The following is a 15774-nucleotide window of genomic DNA, read 5'->3' on the forward strand; positions in this document are numbered from 1 at the left end:
AACCCCCTAGTCTAATTGCTCTGAACGAATAATTGATCGTTGCCACTGCCCTTTCATTTTTCGGGTGCGCGCAGCTCGTAATAAGAAAAAATATTTTTGTTTGGCAAATGCCGTTTGAGCTTTAATCCAACGTGGATCAATTTCACTTTCAAAGAGGGCTATCTCAGAAGCTTTGGCTTTCTCATAATCATATTTAGCGTCATCAATTGCATCTAATAATTCTGCATCATAAATTTCTGGCTTTAATTTCAACTTTTTTAATCCAAACATTACATCTGAGTCCTCCCCTCTACGGACTTAATCAAAGTAATTTCATCCGCGTAATCGATATCACTCCCTACCGCCAAACCGGTTGCTAAGCGCGATACATGAATACCCGCTGGCTTTAAGAGCCGACTCAGGTACATCGCAGTTGCTTCACCTTCAGCGTTCGCATTTGTACCCACAATCACTTCTTGAATTTCTTCATTTTTTTGGAGTCGTTTCACGAGCGAATCAATATTAATATCATCCGGTCCTTTTCCCGCGAGTGGCGATAAAACACCATGTAGGACATGGTAACGACCTCTAAACTCATTTGTATTTTCTAAAGCCATTAAATCTTTAACTTCTTCAACAACTAAAATCACAGTGGGATCTCGGGTTTCATCTTGACAAATTGAACAAGGATCTTCTTCAGTTAAATTCCCACAAATACTACAAAATTTTAAATCTCGCTTAGCTGATATCAGGGATTGAGCGAAATGCGTGACATCATCTTCTTGCATATCAATCGTATAAAATGCTAACCGTGTCGCTGTTTTAATTCCAATTCCTGGTAATTTTGTATAGCTATCAATTAATTTTGCAATTGGTTCTGGATACTGCATCAAAACTCCCCCACTCCTTATATAAATATTCGTTAATCAGCTTTAACTTCAACTAAATCATCCCCAAATAAATCTTTAGCCGCTTGAACAATCTCATGCGTCTGTGTTGATTCTCCGTCATTTTCAATCGCATCTGGTAAATCAGTCGCGGTCATTTCTACTTCCGTACTAGCAGCTGCACGTTCAGGAACCGTTTGATTTTGACGATGTTGTTGAATCCATTGTTTTCTTAAAATAGGCCATTCATCATTGGTAACTAAGCCCAGCTCTCGTTCATTTTCTGCACCGGTTAACTTACGAATCTGTTCATTTAATGTATCCACTAGCGTTTGATCTTTTTTCGTTTTATCACGGAAAATTTCAAAATCAAAGCCCAAAAGAACCCCATTAGCCGAGGCTGCTAATGGTTTAGCGGTACTTAAAATGGCTTTTTGGGAGACATTTAATTGTGCCACGACATCAGCCCACACTCCTTGCAAGCGATTCAAATCGCCACGGGTTGCTTCGCCCAAAATAGCAAAAACATGACTTTGTTCAGTGCTGGCTTTATGTGCCATTTTAATCGGTTTAGTGACAGGTGTCACAGTAGAAGTTGTCGATTGTGTAGTTTCCGCTTGTGGCGACGTTAAAATTGGTTTATCCCTGACAGGTGCTGGATTAGGCTGACTCACCAATTCTTTGGTTTGTACCGGTTGTTTGATTTGCGACACTTCTTGATTTAGACGACTTAACTTAACCGTTAAAACTTCTAAATAGATACTAGGCCGGTTTGTAAAACGTAATTGTTGTTGTGTTTCATTGAGCAAGTCAATCATTTGATACCAAATATCGGCTGCCTGATTCTTCGCTAATTGTTTAAAATTATCATCCGGAACCAACGCAATTAAATCAGGCGCTTCCGTATTTAACAACAAGTCACGGGCATAACTAATGAGATCTTCAATAAAACGGCCTGCATCTTTTCCCGCAATTAAGACTTCAGAAAGCTTTGCTAAGGCACGTTTTGAATCATGATCGACTAATGCCATCACGTATTCGCCTAATAAGGTCTGAGTGACCGATCCCGTCACCAGCAGGGCGTTTTCTAACGTCACATGTCCATTTCCAAATGATAAAGCTTGATCTAGAATACTTAAGGCATCACGCATTCCACCATCAGCCGCATTGGCGATCACTTTCACCGCCGTCTCATCATAGGTATTGCCACGTTGATTCAAAATATAAATCATTCGATCATAAGCAGCCGTAGCATCAATCCGCTTAAAATCAAATCGTTGAGTACGTGAGATAATTGTTGCCGGAATCTTCTGTGGTTCCGTAGTAGCTAGAATAAAAATCACGTTGGCTGGTGGTTCCTCTAGGGTTTTCAAAAGTGCATTAAAGGCACCCGTTGATAACATATGCACCTCATCAATGATGTAAACCTTATATTGAGCTAATGTGGGCGCATAATTAACATCTTCTCGAATTTCTCGAATCTCATCAACGCCATTATTTGAAGCGGCATCTAATTCAATAATATCGCCTAAGGTCCCTTGGTCGATCGCCTGACAAATTTCACAAGTACCATCAGCTTCCCCATCTACTGGATGAAGACAATTCACCGCTTTAGCAAAAATTTTTGCCGCTGATGTTTTCCCAGTCCCGCGTGGTCCGGTAAATAAATATGCATGCGAAATTTGTTCCGTCATTAAAGCATTCCGGAGGGTCTTTGTCACCACCTCTTGACCAACCATATCTGCAAATTTTTGTGGACGCCAGGTCCGATAAAGTGCTTGATAAGCCATCTGCTACCCTCCGTTTCTAATTTATAATCTTATCTTTTATTTTAACAAAATTTAACCAGTTTCAAACTAATTATTTTGGTAAAAATATTTACAAAAAGAGGCTCGGAACACAAAATTCCGAACCTCTCATTAAAATCATATATAAGGCACAGTCTACGATCTCCTTAGTGCTGCTGCCTTCCGACCCTGACACGGTTCGAAGTGCAAACTTGCCTTTGTCTTTCGACATTTAATATTGTAACACGTTCCCACTTTAATAATCAACCGATTTCAAATACAAACCACTAGCCGGTGCAGTTAAGCGGGCTTGCTGACGATCCTTTTGAGCTAATAAACGTGGAATATCATCTACCGGACGACTACCACCGCCAATTTCTAGTAAAACTCCTACCATGATACGAATTTGATTATACAAAAAACCCGTGCCTGTAAATTCAAAAATTAATTCTTGTTGCTCAACATCATTTGAAAACTTAACCGCGGTGACTGTACGTACCGTCGTTTTAGCTTGAAATCCTGCCGCTGCAAAACTTTGCCAATCATGTTCTCCTAAATAATCATTAATAGCTTGTTCCATTTTACTAGGTTCCAAATAGCGCGGCCAATAACCCGTGTAATTACGCTTAAAAGGATCTCTAAAGCTTCGGTTTGAAAGACGATACAAATATGTTTTAGTATGTGCATTATATTGCGCATGGAAATCTGAATCAACCTTTTCAACCGTCTTAATCTCAATATCAAACGGCAGCATCGTCGCTAATCCTTTTTGCACCCCTATTACCGGAATGTCAAATGGTAAATCAAAATGCGCCACTTGTCCTAAAGCGTGAACTCCAGCATCCGTCCGCCCGGAACCTTGCACTCGAATCGGTTGAATCGGATTTTTAGCCATTCTATTAACAGCCTTTTCTAGTTCACCTTGGACGGTCCGTTTATTTGGTTGGACCTGCCAACCAGAAAAATCGGTTCCATCGTAGGCGACAATGGCTCGGTATCTAGGCATTGAGTTATTCTCCTTCATCAGTAAATAAATTTTAAAATACAAAATAAAAATTAAATAATAAAATCGCAAAAATAATAAAAACGAGTACTGCCCAAGTATCAATACGTTGCCAGGTTTGTAGCCGATACTTCGAACGTTCTACATCACCCCGGTAACCCCGCACTTCCATGGCATCCCCTAATTCAATTGCTCGCTTAATCGCATTAATAAAAAGAGGAATTAAAACCGGGATAAACGCCTTAGCCCGTTTAATTAAATTCCCTTCATTGAACAAAACCCCTCGTGCCCGCTGAGCATTAATAATCATTTCCGCTTCATCTAATAACGTCGGTACGAATCGCAAAGCAATTGAAACCATTAGAGCCAACTCAGCTACAGGAACTTTCACTTTTTGCAGAGGCCGTAGTAAGGTTTCCAATGCATCCGCAATATCTAATGGCGGCGTCGTGAGCGTTAGAACGGTTGAAAACATAATTATCAACATAAACCGAATAAAAATTGCTCCACCATTCACCAAACCATCCGTTGTAATTTTAAGCCACCCCCATGCCCACCAAACATGCCCAGTCGTCACAAAAAGCACTTGTAAAAGCGTAGTGAACAACATCAAAAAAATCAAAGGTCGAACTCCGCGAATAAAAACTCCCAGTCCCAACCGCGTTAAATTAACAACAAGCAGCGTCATTGCCGTGGCTAAGAGGTAACCAGGCCAATTGGTTGCCAGAAAAATCATAAAAATAAAAGCGATACTTAAAACTAATTTCACCCTTGGATCAAGTCGATGAATCAATGAATTACCTGGTAAATATCGGCCAATCAAAATCTTACTAAACATCATTAGCCTCCCTGATTTTGTAGGCTAATTGATCAGCCAATGCATCAATATCCAAGATCTGTTCTAAAACAATGCCTTTTTGTGCTAACTTATCAGCAAAAGCTTTAGCCATAGGGACATCCAACTGTTTTGCCATCAACCACTCTGGATCAGAAAAGATTTCCTCCGGTGTTCCCGCTTTAACCACCGTGCCGTGTTCAAACACTAAGATTTTTTGGGCATATTGTGCCACAAATTCCATTTGATGAGTTACTAAAACAATTGTCATCCCATACTCTTTTTGAAGCTGTCTAAAAAGAAGCATCAATTCCTGTTGACCTTGCGGATCCAATCCGGCAGTTGGTTCATCTAGCACCAATATTTCAGGTTCAAGTGCCAGCACACCAGCAATGGCTACCCGGCGCATTTGGCCACCCGACAAATCAAAAGGTGATTGTTGATCAAATTTTTCAGGCATCCCAACTAAGCGTAATGCTTTCCGCGCCAAAATTTCGGCCTCCTTAATGCTATGTCCAAAATTTTTCGGTCCAAACATCACATCCGCCAAGACAGTTTCTTCGAATAATTGCGCCTCGGGAAATTGAAATACCATTCCCACGTGGCGTCTGATTTCATTGGTCGCAGCTAATTTGGTCGTTGGCGTGACCGTCTGATCCAATATGTTAATCCGCCCAGTTTGCGGCAAAATCAGACCATCCAAAAGCTGCAACATCGTTGATTTACCTGAACCAGTGTGCCCAATCACCGCCGTAAACTGATTTTTTAAGATCGAAAAGTTAACATCATGGACGCCAGTTACTGCAAACGGTGATTCAAATTGATATGTAAACCCTACTGCTTGGAAATTGATTGCCATAGCCAATTCACCATCCCATCCGTTGTTTCATAAGTTTGCGGTACCTTCACCCCACGCTGGGCCAACTTAGCTTTCAGTTGTTCGGCAAAAGGAACATTCAGCCCTAATTCAATTAATTTTGCTGCATTATTAAAAACTTGTGCTGGTTGTCCCTTTTCTATAAGTTGTCCATCATTGATTACAATGACTCGATCTGCATGAGCGGCTTCATCGATATCATGAGTGATTGAGATCACCGTTAACTCAGCTCCTAATTCAATTTTAAGGGCACGAACTAAGTCAATCATTTCTCGCCGCCCCTTAGGATCTAACATCGCAGTAGCTTCATCCAGGATTAAGACTTGCGGCTCAATTACTAAAGCACTGGCCAATGCCACGCGTTGTTTCTGACCACCAGATAAATGAGCTGGCTCTCTTTTTGCAAATTCTAACATACCTACGCGGCCTAAAGCTTCTTTGACCCGTGTTTTCATTTCAGGTCGCTCAATTTGTCGATTTTCTAGACCAAAAGCTACATCGTCTTCCACTGTTGCCCCAACAAATTGATTATCTGGATTTTGAAAAACCATTCCAACCAGATTTCTAATTTCAAAAATATTTTCCTCATTAATAATTAAATCGTTGATTTTAATCTGTCCAGTTTCAGTCGTTAAAAGACCGGTCAATAATTTAGCCAAAGTTGATTTACCAGACCCATTATGACCAATCACAGCGACCCACTCTCCTTTTTCAATCTTAAAGGTTAATTGATTCAACGCTGGTTCAGCTCGATTCGGATATGTATATGTTAAATTTTGAATATCAATCATCGTTCATACATCCTTAAAAATTTTAATCTCAACGATATTCTACCAAATATCGTTTGCTTCTTGTTACAATAAAAGTATTGTACTGCATATCTGCGTATTCATGAATTGATTGCGTATCAATTTAATCCATAACCAATCCATCAATGCAGTGTCTTTAAATTTAATTTAAACGAGGTAAAAAATAACCATGACCGAGATTGATCTCAACCATTCCAATGATTATCGAAATGTGACTGACTACTATAAAAATATGTCGGATGAAGCGATTCGAGCTGACTTAGACGATAAACGGAACGCTGCCGTTTCTATCATGCAAAACTTAACCCATGATTTCAACAAGGCCACTGCCGTCCGAAATAGCAATGCCTTTGCGACTCGTAAACTAATTTTTCTAAATCCTGTCAACCAATCCTTCCCTGATCGAACAGAAGGTTCCAAGAAATGGGATCGGCGTGGATCAGTTGGCACATACAATTACGAACATATCGAACATCATCGTGTCACTGATTATCAAGCCGTTTTTGATCAACTGCATACCGAAGGTTACACTATTTATGCGATCGATAACATTGAATCTTATCATCCCACCAACCTGTTTGAAACCCAACTAGATCAGAAAGCTGCATTTATTTTTGGTGAAGAACAAATCGGACTGGCAGATGAACTAATTGCAGCCGCCGATGCCATGCTTTTCATTCCACAAGCCGGTAGTGTTCGTTCGCTCAACGTTTCAGTTGCCCATGGGATTGTTTTAGCTTTCTATGCGGCGCAACATCCAAATCTTTAGAAATATAGCGCATAAAATTTGATTATTTTTGATAGAATAACACCTTTTGAAACGAAGGGAGCTAGGAAAATTCCGAGCTCCCTTTTTGATTTAAAACTTTATTTCTCATCCAAATCATTATAACCGGCTTGGCTATCCCCAGTAATTAAAATGCCCAAGTTTTTTTGAATAAAAGGGACCAACCAATAATCCAGTCCAAACGAGCGCCCCGCCCCATTCATTAAGGCGATACCTACAAATGGTAATAACAAGGCCGAAATTGAAAAGGAAGTTCCTAACATCACTAACGACAACAAGAAAGTCATGAAGCCTGCTAGGGTGGTCATAAAGCCGACAAACAACGCTAACCCCACTCCTGCAAAAACTGAACCAATCCCACCACCAACGGCAACCCCAGTAATAATTAAGAAAATCCCTGTTGCTAAACGCAAAGGTACTGACCATAAGGTATTCCCTACGTTTGAAACATTCCCCTGACCTGAAATAATGTGTTGCGGTGTTGAAAAAATTTCACGCTGAAGGTAGCGATACATTTGATAGTTTGAACCTAATTGCGCCAAAAAATGTAAATTACTTAAATGTTTCAAATCATGGGCCCAAAAGCCTGTCATGGTGAATCGATTCTTAAAGACTGCCACCCCATAACGTGAACCGACCGAGATAAAAATTCTTTGTCGACGTGGCTTAAAAGCATTTAAATCTCCATGATCGAGTAACTTGACGGCAACGTTATTTCCCACTTTATCTGCTTGGTTGACGGCGGTATGCACATTTTGTGGCCAAAAATAACGATTTTCGCCTCTTTTAGGCATCAAGGTTTCCGCCCCTTGACCGTTACTTAGTTGATCTGGCAAAGGTTGCACAACTGAATCTCCCAAAGCATAAATATCCGCTTCATCTAAGATTCGCATTTCTGGATTAACCCGAACTTTACGGGCCTCATCTTGTTGCAAATTCAAATCACCCATCTGGGTCCGTCCCTGTGTTCCGCCAGCCCAAACCACAGTATTTGTCATAATTTGTGTTCCATCATCCAAAGCGAGATGATCTTCAAAAATTTCCGTTACGGTTATATTTTTACGAACTTTCACGCCTTGGTGTTTTAAATAATTTTCCACTTTATGGCTGGTTTTAATGTCATCTAGGTCAGTTAGAATTTCTCCATGAGCTTCTACTAAAATCAATTCAATCTCACGCGGACGCAACTGATTGGCTTTCGCTAGAATACGGCGTTCATCCAGTAATTCTCCCAGAATTTGAATTCCCAAATAACCACCCCCGACAACAACCAACCGTAGTTTTTGGTGATGCAAATCTTCGTCTAACTCAATCGCTCCTTGACGAATGATTTCTTCAATGTGTACCCGCAATGACGTCGCTTGATCCAAACTCCAAAAAGGGAATCCATACTCGGCCCCCCAGGAATATCGACCTTCGCTTCAACTCCACCAGCCCAAATCAATTTATCATAATTAATGTTTCCCACGGAGGTTTGTACAGTATGTTGTACAGCATTCACTGTTTCAACATGGGCAGTGACAATTTTAACGTTCTTTTGATGCATGAAAAGCTGGCGCAAATCAAATTGAACGGCACTAGGTTCAATTCGTTTCGTTGCTACTTCATGCAAACTGGTCCGATATGTAAAAAAGGGATGTTCGTCGATCAAAATAATTTCATATTCAGATTTCTGATTAAATTTTTTAGCTAATTTGCGCGCCGTCATGACTCCAGCATATCCAGCTCCAACAATAATAATTCGCTTTTTCATCATTTCCCCCTCGTCTTTACTTCAAAATGTAGTTGTTAGTTTTCGTGAGGTCTTCTTTTAATCCTTAACAGCGCATTTCGGTATGCCCTATTCTTTTAAATCAGCCCATTTATGACTAAGCTGATTTCCACCTTATTTCAATATAACCTTGGTCTCTATTTTACCGTATTTCCCTAATTAACGGGTACTATTATCCAAGATTCCCAGAATTTAAACTTTAAAATTAATCAAATTGCTCAATCGCTTTAAGCATAACGTTATAACCTTAAAATTACCAAATTCAGTAAGAGTTTTATTTTTTTACTAAATTTAAGCAAAAAAAAAGTTTAGGTGGCACCTAAACTTCTTCTTAAACGTTTATTTGATTAGAATTGATCCATCAAAAGTTGACGAATTTCTTCCAAACGTGGTTGACGAGGATTTCCTGGAGTACATTGATCGTTGTAAATTAAGTCCATCAACTTATCAACTGAATTTTCCAAGTCCTTCTTAGCAACACCGTTACCTGATAAGGTGGTATCAATATCTAAAGCATCTGTTAGCTTCTTAATTTCAGTTAACAAGGATTGAACTAACTCTGCGTCTGTTTGCCCCTTCAAACCAAGGTAACGAGCGATATCAGCATAGTCCTTTTGTGCAGTATATGTTTCATAACGTGGGAAAGGTGTTCGCTTAACATTACCTGTCACCGCATTGAATTTGATCACATGTGGCATCGCAATTGTAATAGCCAAACCGTGTGGCAAACCAAATTCTCCACCAGTCTTGTGAGCTAATGAATGATTAATCCCTAGGAAGGCGTTCGCAAATGATTGCCCGGCCAAAGTTGAAGCATAATGCATCTTAGTTCGTGCGTCACGTCCTTCAAGGGTTGGGTGACTTGGATCATACTTATATGATGTAACCAAGTTTTCAAAAATCAACTTAATTGCTTGCAAAGCCCATGGACGTGTAAATTCTGAAGACATCACTGAAACATATGATTCCAATGCGTGCGACAAGGCATCCATTCCTGAGTAAGCAACTGTCCGCTTTGGTACGGTCATAACAAATTCAGGATCAACAATTGCCACTTGGGGCGTCAATTCATAATCTGCCAAAGGATACTTAACATGTGTTTCATCATCCGTAATCACCGCAAATGGTGTTACTTCTGATCCAGTTCCTGAAGTTGTTGGAATGGCAACCAATTGCGTTGAACGAGCCTGTTCAAACTTAACAATTCGCTTACGGATATCCATAAACTTCTGTTGTAGTTCTCCAAACAATCCCATCAAAGCTTGATCATCCTCTAAGATACCAGGATGTGAAATTGAATACTCGTATAAGAAGCGAGCAACTTTACCAGCATCCAAAGCTGATCCACCACCAAGTGCAATTACAGTGTCCGGCTTAAAGGCCGCCATTTGACGAGCAATATCAACAGCTTGGCTAATTGTGGGATCAGGACGAACCGTTCCGTACAATGAGGTTTTCACTGGTGTTGTACTTAAGTTAAATTGATCTAAGACCTTATCGACGAATCCAAATTGAACCATTCCTGGATCAGCCACAATAAATGCGCGCGAAACGTCTTGCAAGTCTTGCAAATAAGTAATTGAGTTTGATTCGTAGTAAATATCCTTTGGTAACCGGACCCATTGTGGACGATTACGTCGACGGGCAACCGTCTTAATATTTAACAAATCGTAAGTTGAAAGATTATGTGACAATGAATTCTTCCCCCATGATCCAGTACCAAGTGTCAATGATGGACGCAAGGCATCAGTATAAATATCTCCAACCCCACCAATTGAATCAGGTTGGTTTACCAAAATTCGTGATGCTTCAACTGCATCAGCATAATGCTTCACAAATGGGTCATCTTGTGCTCCAATTTGGATAGCTGCATTGTGTCCAGCGCCTTGATAGTTCAAGAGAGCGCGAACAATTTCAATTCCTTCTTCACGTGAACCAGCTTGGTAAACAGACAATAATGGGCTTAGCTTTTCTGATGATAATGCCTCACCAATATTTTTCTTATCAAGCTCAAACATCAAAACATCTTTGTCAGCAGGCACTTTAATTTCTGCCCGTTTTGCAATATTTTGACCGGACATTCCAGCCACAGGACCCTGTACTCCAAAGCCTTCAGCATTCTTCACGAAGACACCTTCGGCTAACTTTTCGTGATCCTTTACCGGCACTAAGTAAGCACCTTGCTCTTGCATTTGCTTCATGAAGGCTGGATAAACTTCCTTGGCTACTACAACTGAGTTTTCAGTGGCACAAATCATTCCATTATCAAATCGCTTTGATAGTAGCAAATCTTCAACGGCACGCTCAACATCTGCAGTTGCATCGATATATACAGCCCCGTTACCTGCTCCAACACCCATTGATGGATTTCCTGAAGTTAAGGCGGCGTGGACCATTGATGGACCACCAGTAGCCAAAATCGAAGCAATGCCAGGATTCTTAATCAAAGCCGTTGTTCCTTCAAGTGAAGGCTTTTCGACCCACTGGATGAAGTTTTCTGGTGCACCAGCCGCAACGGCTGCATCGTAAACAATCTTAGCGGCATGTGATGATGACTTTTGCGCTTGTGGATGAAAAGCAAAGACAATCGTATTACGTGTCTTAGCTGACAACATTGACTTAAAAATAGCTGTTGAAGTTGGATTAGTCGTAGGTACAATTCCAGCCAACACCCCAAGTGGAGCGGCTAATTCAACTTTACCAGTGACACGATCCTCATTGATAACACCAACTGTCTTATCATTTTTGATGGCGTTATAAACAGACTCTGAAGCGAACCGATTCTTAGTATCTTTATCCTCAACTACTCCACGTCCTGTTTCTTCAACAGCTTCATGAGCTAATAGTAGTGAATTTTCTGAGCCAGCCAAGGCCATTGCGGCAACAATTTTATCAACTTGTTCTTGTGTATAAGTTGAAAATTCAACGGCGGCCTTCTGTGCCTTTTCTACTAATTCCCCTGTCATTTTAACTGCCGCGTACATCCGGGCAGCCTTCTCTTCGGGTGTTAAAACTTTTTTTGCTTTTTTGGGTACTTTTGTTTCAGCCATGTTAAATTCTCCCATATTTGTTGGATTATTTATTTCGTTTGTGTATTTATTAACAATGTTAATTATAACAACATGAATCTGATTGTCAAGCAAATAAAACTAATTAAATTAATATAAAACACCATTTAAAACGCGATTTAACCTCACGATTGTGAAACTTTTAATTTTGGTAGCGTTTTCATCAACGAATTAACTAGTTCTTTATTTTCAGGATTTTGTGAAACATATTTCAAATATTTTAAATGAACGGCATTAAAAAAGCTAGGAGTTAAATCCTAGCCTCAAATAATTACCAAATTTGAATTCTCGCGGAAGGGTCACGCCACATTCGATCTTCTGTTTGAACATCAAATGCTTTAAAGAATTCATCAAAATTCGCTACCTGCACATTCACTCTCAACTTTGCCGGACCATGCACATCTACACTCGCCATCATTTGCATAAATTCAGGACGGGCTTTCATCCGCCAAATCGTAGCCCAGTTAATAAAGAAAGCAGTCGCTGAGAAGTCATCGTCACGTTTCGCCGCTGCCAAAGCAGCTGATAGTCCACCTAAATCAGCTACATTCTCTGAAACCGTCAATTTACCATTCACTTTGACACCATAGGAATCTAGACCATCAAATTGGTTAATCACCGCTTGTGTTCGCTCTTCAAAGGCCGCATAATCAGCCGTTAACCACCAATTATTCAAGCTTCCATTTTCATCAAAAGAAGCGCCATTAGTATCAAAAGCATGCGAAATTTCATGGGCAATCACTGCCCCAATCCCGCCATAATTAGCTGATGAGCTTTGTTGTAAGTCATAAAAGGGCGCCTGTAAAATCGCCGCCGGAAAGACAATTTGATTTTGTTGTGGGTCATAATAGGCATTAACCATATGCGCTGGCATATGCCACTCCGTCCGATCAACTGGTTGATTCCATTTCGACCACGCATATTGGATCGATTGTTCACTTAGTCGCTGAAAGTTATCAAATAAACTCTGATTTTCATCAATAATCTTATCATAATAGCGTTGCGGTAAAGTCGCCGGATATCCAATATGTGCTACAATTTTATCTAATTTTTGGATCGCTTTTTGACGAGTTTGGTCTGCTAACCACGTGTTATTTTGCAAACGTTCTTTATATACCTCAATCATTGTCGCAACTTTTGCTTCAACATCATTTTTAGCCTCTTCAGAGAATTTATTTCGCGCATACCATAGGCCTAATGCTTGATTAAACGGACCGGCCGCTAGATAGTAGGCAGCCTTTGGAATGGAACTAGCTTCTGGCGTTCCACTAATCATTCGACCATACGCTCCCCCCATCACCCGTAATTCATCGGTCAAAATACTGGTATAACTTAGCATCGTTTCGATCAATAAGTGTGCTTTCAATAGCGGCCAAGCTTCCTCAGAATAAAATTGATCTGCATGTTGCCAAAAACGTTCTTCCGGTACAATGACAATATCTGGTTGGGTTCCAAGCATGGCTCCCATAAAATCGGCCAATGGTAAATTCTTAACCATTTCAATAAATTGATCCCATTGATATGGATGATAAAGTTTTGCATATTCAGCATTTTCTTCATTTGATAACACATACTGCGCAATACGTGCATCAAGAGCAATATTTTTATCTAGCAAATCATTCGCATCATTTTCAGAATAACCAAATTTAATTAAAATAGGTAACGTTGTTTTACGATACGCCGCTAGTAACTCTGCTCCTTTAACATGGCCTGGGGCGTAATACGTTGTATCTGGTAAAATCGTTCCTAAAGCATCCGCCCATAGAACATTCATCCGTGCATCCTTAAAGTCTGGTGCCACGCCAAAGGGCATTGCATTCGGCCATGCTAATTTTTCAAACTCTGTCAAATGTTGAGTGTATTCTGTAAAAGATTTCAGGTCATTAATTTTTTGAACAATTGCTTGAACTGGAGCTATACCAACTTCATTTCGTTGTGCTTGATCCGCAGTTAGTCGGTGTAATTTAATGAAATTCTGTAATACTACATCATTTGGTACATTCTCACCAGCTTGCCATTGCGCTGTCGTTGTTAACATTAATTCTTCAATCGTATCGCTCAGATCGTTGAAACCACCTGTTCGTGGCTTGTCATCTGGGATTTGGGCTTGTGCTTCCCACTCACCATTAATGGCTTCATAAAAATCATCTTGTCTTCGCATTTTATCACCTTTTTTATCCATATTTTAAACCAAATTATACGCTTTTTACGATAAATAAAAAACGATCGCATGCTTTACTATATCGCAATGAGACCGTCTTTTATTTTAACTGAAACTATTGAACAGCGAATCCTAGGCTTCGGCAAAAATAACCTTACCATTTTCAAATGCCTTGATCCGTGCCAATGACTCTACACGTAAGCCCTGCTCATTTAAGAGCGCTCGTCCTTTTTGGAAAGTCTTTTCAATGACAATCCCGGCTCCCACAACTTCAGCCTGCGCAGCTTTCGCAATTTCTAACATGCCCTGCACGGCTTGTCCATTAGCTAAGAAATCGTCAATTAATAAAATTCGTTCCCCAGCTTGAATAAATCGCTTATCAACAATAATATGATTCGTTTCTTGCTTGGTAAATGAATAAACATCGGCCACGTAATTATCATCCGTCAATGTCAAAGACTGCTTCTTACGGGCAAATACCATTGGCACATTAAGCGCTAAGGCCGTAAAGACTGCCGGTGCAATCCCCGACGATTCAACTGTTAAAACCCGATCAATTTTTTCATCTTTAAATAAGCGTGCAAATTCTTGGCCCATCGCTTCCATTAAAGCTGGATCAACTTGATGGTTCAAAAAATTATCGACTTTAAGTAATTCAGTCCCAATGACTCGACCATCTTGTTCAATACGTTCCTCTAATAATTTCATTCATCCAGCTCCTCTAATTAATTAATGCTCTACTTAATCTAAAATAAAAAAATGAGTCCATTAACGAATGGACTCATCCCTTAAAACTAGTAGTCCGCAGCTTAGGTGCAGGTAGATCTCGTTAGCCATTCTCCAACGATTATACTAGGTTAAGTTTATTAATATGATTAATTCAATATAAATTAAAAATTACAATTAAGCAACCATAAATTAGCTAATACTTCGATAAATTTTTCTTTTAACTTATGCTTTGATAATAATTCCGGTTATAAATAAAGTCAACGGAGATGCTAACAGCCCATAAGCCAGTCAATAACGAAATTACTCCGAATATATTATCGCGGTACGAATAAAATTGCTTAATACTCTTAATATTTTTACCATTCCAATATATTAAAATATTTTCTCCTCGATCGATCCACCCATTCAGCTTCATATGATCTAACCGGATCAACTTCTTTTGCCAGTACTCTTAAATACGATACTCGCATCAGTTTGCTGATATTTTTGCCCGTATGAATGATAACCACCACTTTATTTATATTGGCTAAAAACCATGGTCACGGTCGCTGAAGATTGTTCAAAATATACTTCATGATTTAAAAAAGACATACTTATACCGATACTTACACAGCCGAAAATTAACATGATCATAGTATATGCTGCTACTTCAAAAGGAGATATAGTTTTTGATTAAATTTTCTCATTTTTGTTCTCTATCCAATTTATAAATGGTAAGTTTTTTAGAAAACCATAGATGTTTGCTTCATCGATGATATTTAAAGTAAATTCCTTTGAACCCATGAATAATAATTGTTAGAAGCAACACAGGGACAATAACCAAAATCAAAAAATTACCATCATCATTTTTTAATAACCATATTTTTAAAAGTCGTAAGATAAAAGTCGCCCAAATGGCTAACTCAAATGAATTTAACCATCCAGCTTTAAAGATTTTATTCATATGATCTCCTCCCTTGGACAATAAATTAATCCATTTTTAAAATGTACAGTTTCATTATACTGTTTATTTAGAAACTTGTAATTACTTCTGACTTAAGTACTACATACTTACTCACATGGTCATTGCGGGGGGATTAAA

At 39.5% G+C, this 15774-nt stretch carries 14 protein-coding genes, 1 other RNA gene and 1 riboswitch; of the genes, 1 reads left to right on the forward strand and 14 read right to left on the reverse strand.

Features of this window, described 5'->3' with window-relative positions; translation table 11 throughout:
* Positions 1-6 precede the first annotated feature (6 nt).
* From G7084_RS07880 to G7084_RS07915, 8 genes are all read right to left on the reverse strand, one after another.
* Positions 7-270, reverse strand: a complete 264-nt coding sequence (locus tag G7084_RS07880; protein ID WP_166011575.1) for a YaaL family protein — start codon at positions 268-270, stop codon at positions 7-9.
* A complete protein-coding gene (gene recR, locus G7084_RS07885) occupies positions 270-869 on the reverse strand; it encodes a recombination mediator RecR (RefSeq protein ID WP_166011577.1) in 600 nt (199 codons plus the stop codon). The genes G7084_RS07880 and recR overlap by 1 nt, the downstream gene beginning before the upstream one ends.
* Positions 870-901: 32 nt before the next feature.
* Positions 902-2656, reverse strand: coding sequence for a DNA polymerase III subunit gamma/tau (gene dnaX, locus G7084_RS07890; protein ID WP_166011579.1), 1755 nt, complete (start codon positions 2654-2656; stop codon positions 902-904).
* 127 nt (positions 2657-2783) lie between these two features.
* Positions 2784-2880: signal recognition particle sRNA small type (gene ffs / locus G7084_RS07895), an RNA gene on the reverse strand.
* 29 nt (positions 2881-2909) lie between these two features.
* Positions 2910-3659, reverse strand: a complete 750-nt coding sequence (gene truA, locus G7084_RS07900; RefSeq protein WP_166011581.1) for a tRNA pseudouridine(38-40) synthase TruA — start codon at positions 3657-3659, stop codon at positions 2910-2912.
* Between the two features lie 31 nt (positions 3660-3690).
* A complete protein-coding gene (locus tag G7084_RS07905; protein WP_166011583.1) occupies positions 3691-4494 on the reverse strand; it encodes an energy-coupling factor transporter transmembrane component T family protein in 804 nt (267 codons plus the stop codon).
* Positions 4487-5350, reverse strand: a complete 864-nt coding sequence (locus G7084_RS07910; RefSeq protein ID WP_166011585.1) for an energy-coupling factor transporter ATPase — start codon at positions 5348-5350, stop codon at positions 4487-4489. The genes G7084_RS07905 and G7084_RS07910 overlap by 8 nt, the downstream gene beginning before the upstream one ends.
* Positions 5326-6159: an energy-coupling factor ABC transporter ATP-binding protein gene (locus tag G7084_RS07915; protein WP_166011587.1), complete on the reverse strand. Its 834-nt coding sequence runs from the start codon at positions 6157-6159 to the stop codon at positions 5326-5328. Before G7084_RS07915 ends, G7084_RS07910 begins: the two co-directional genes overlap by 25 nt.
* Before the next feature lie 187 nt (positions 6160-6346).
* Here G7084_RS07915 and G7084_RS07920 point away from each other — a divergent pair, with 187 nt between their 5' ends.
* Positions 6347-6946, forward strand: a complete 600-nt coding sequence (locus G7084_RS07920) for an RNA methyltransferase (RefSeq protein ID WP_166011589.1) — start codon at positions 6347-6349, stop codon at positions 6944-6946.
* A 98-nt stretch (positions 6947-7044) separates the two neighbouring features.
* Here G7084_RS07920 and G7084_RS07925 read toward each other — a convergent pair whose 3' ends face one another.
* The 6 genes from G7084_RS07925 to G7084_RS07945 form a co-directional block, all read right to left on the reverse strand.
* Complete coding sequence (locus tag G7084_RS07925) at positions 7045-8334, reverse strand: NAD(P)/FAD-dependent oxidoreductase (RefSeq protein ID WP_281346931.1); 1290 nt, start codon at positions 8332-8334, stop codon at positions 7045-7047.
* Entirely contained in the window at positions 8268-8717 is a 450-nt protein-coding gene (locus G7084_RS08370) for an FAD-dependent oxidoreductase (protein WP_281346932.1), read from the reverse strand. Before G7084_RS08370 ends, G7084_RS07925 begins: the two co-directional genes overlap by 67 nt.
* A gap of 365 nt (positions 8718-9082) precedes the next feature.
* On the reverse strand, positions 9083-11785 hold the full coding sequence (gene adhE, locus G7084_RS07930; RefSeq protein WP_166011591.1) for a bifunctional acetaldehyde-CoA/alcohol dehydrogenase: 2703 nt from the start codon (positions 11783-11785) through the stop codon (positions 9083-9085).
* Positions 11786-12074: 289 nt separating this feature from the next.
* Entirely contained in the window at positions 12075-13964 is a 1890-nt protein-coding gene (locus G7084_RS07935; protein WP_166011593.1) for a M13-type metalloendopeptidase, read from the reverse strand.
* A gap of 132 nt (positions 13965-14096) precedes the next feature.
* Entirely contained in the window at positions 14097-14672 is a 576-nt protein-coding gene (locus G7084_RS07940; RefSeq protein WP_166011595.1) for a xanthine phosphoribosyltransferase, read from the reverse strand.
* Positions 14673-14742: 70 nt separating this feature from the next.
* A riboswitch (purine riboswitch) is annotated at positions 14743-14839 on the reverse strand.
* Positions 14840-15438: 599 nt separating this feature from the next.
* Entirely contained in the window at positions 15439-15636 is a 198-nt protein-coding gene (locus G7084_RS07945) for a hypothetical protein (RefSeq protein WP_166011597.1), read from the reverse strand.
* Between the last annotated feature and the right edge of the window lie 138 nt (positions 15637-15774).

It is taken from the genome of Weissella coleopterorum (assembly GCF_011304355.1).
Taxonomy (GTDB): domain Bacteria; phylum Bacillota; class Bacilli; order Lactobacillales; family Lactobacillaceae; genus Weissella; species Weissella coleopterorum.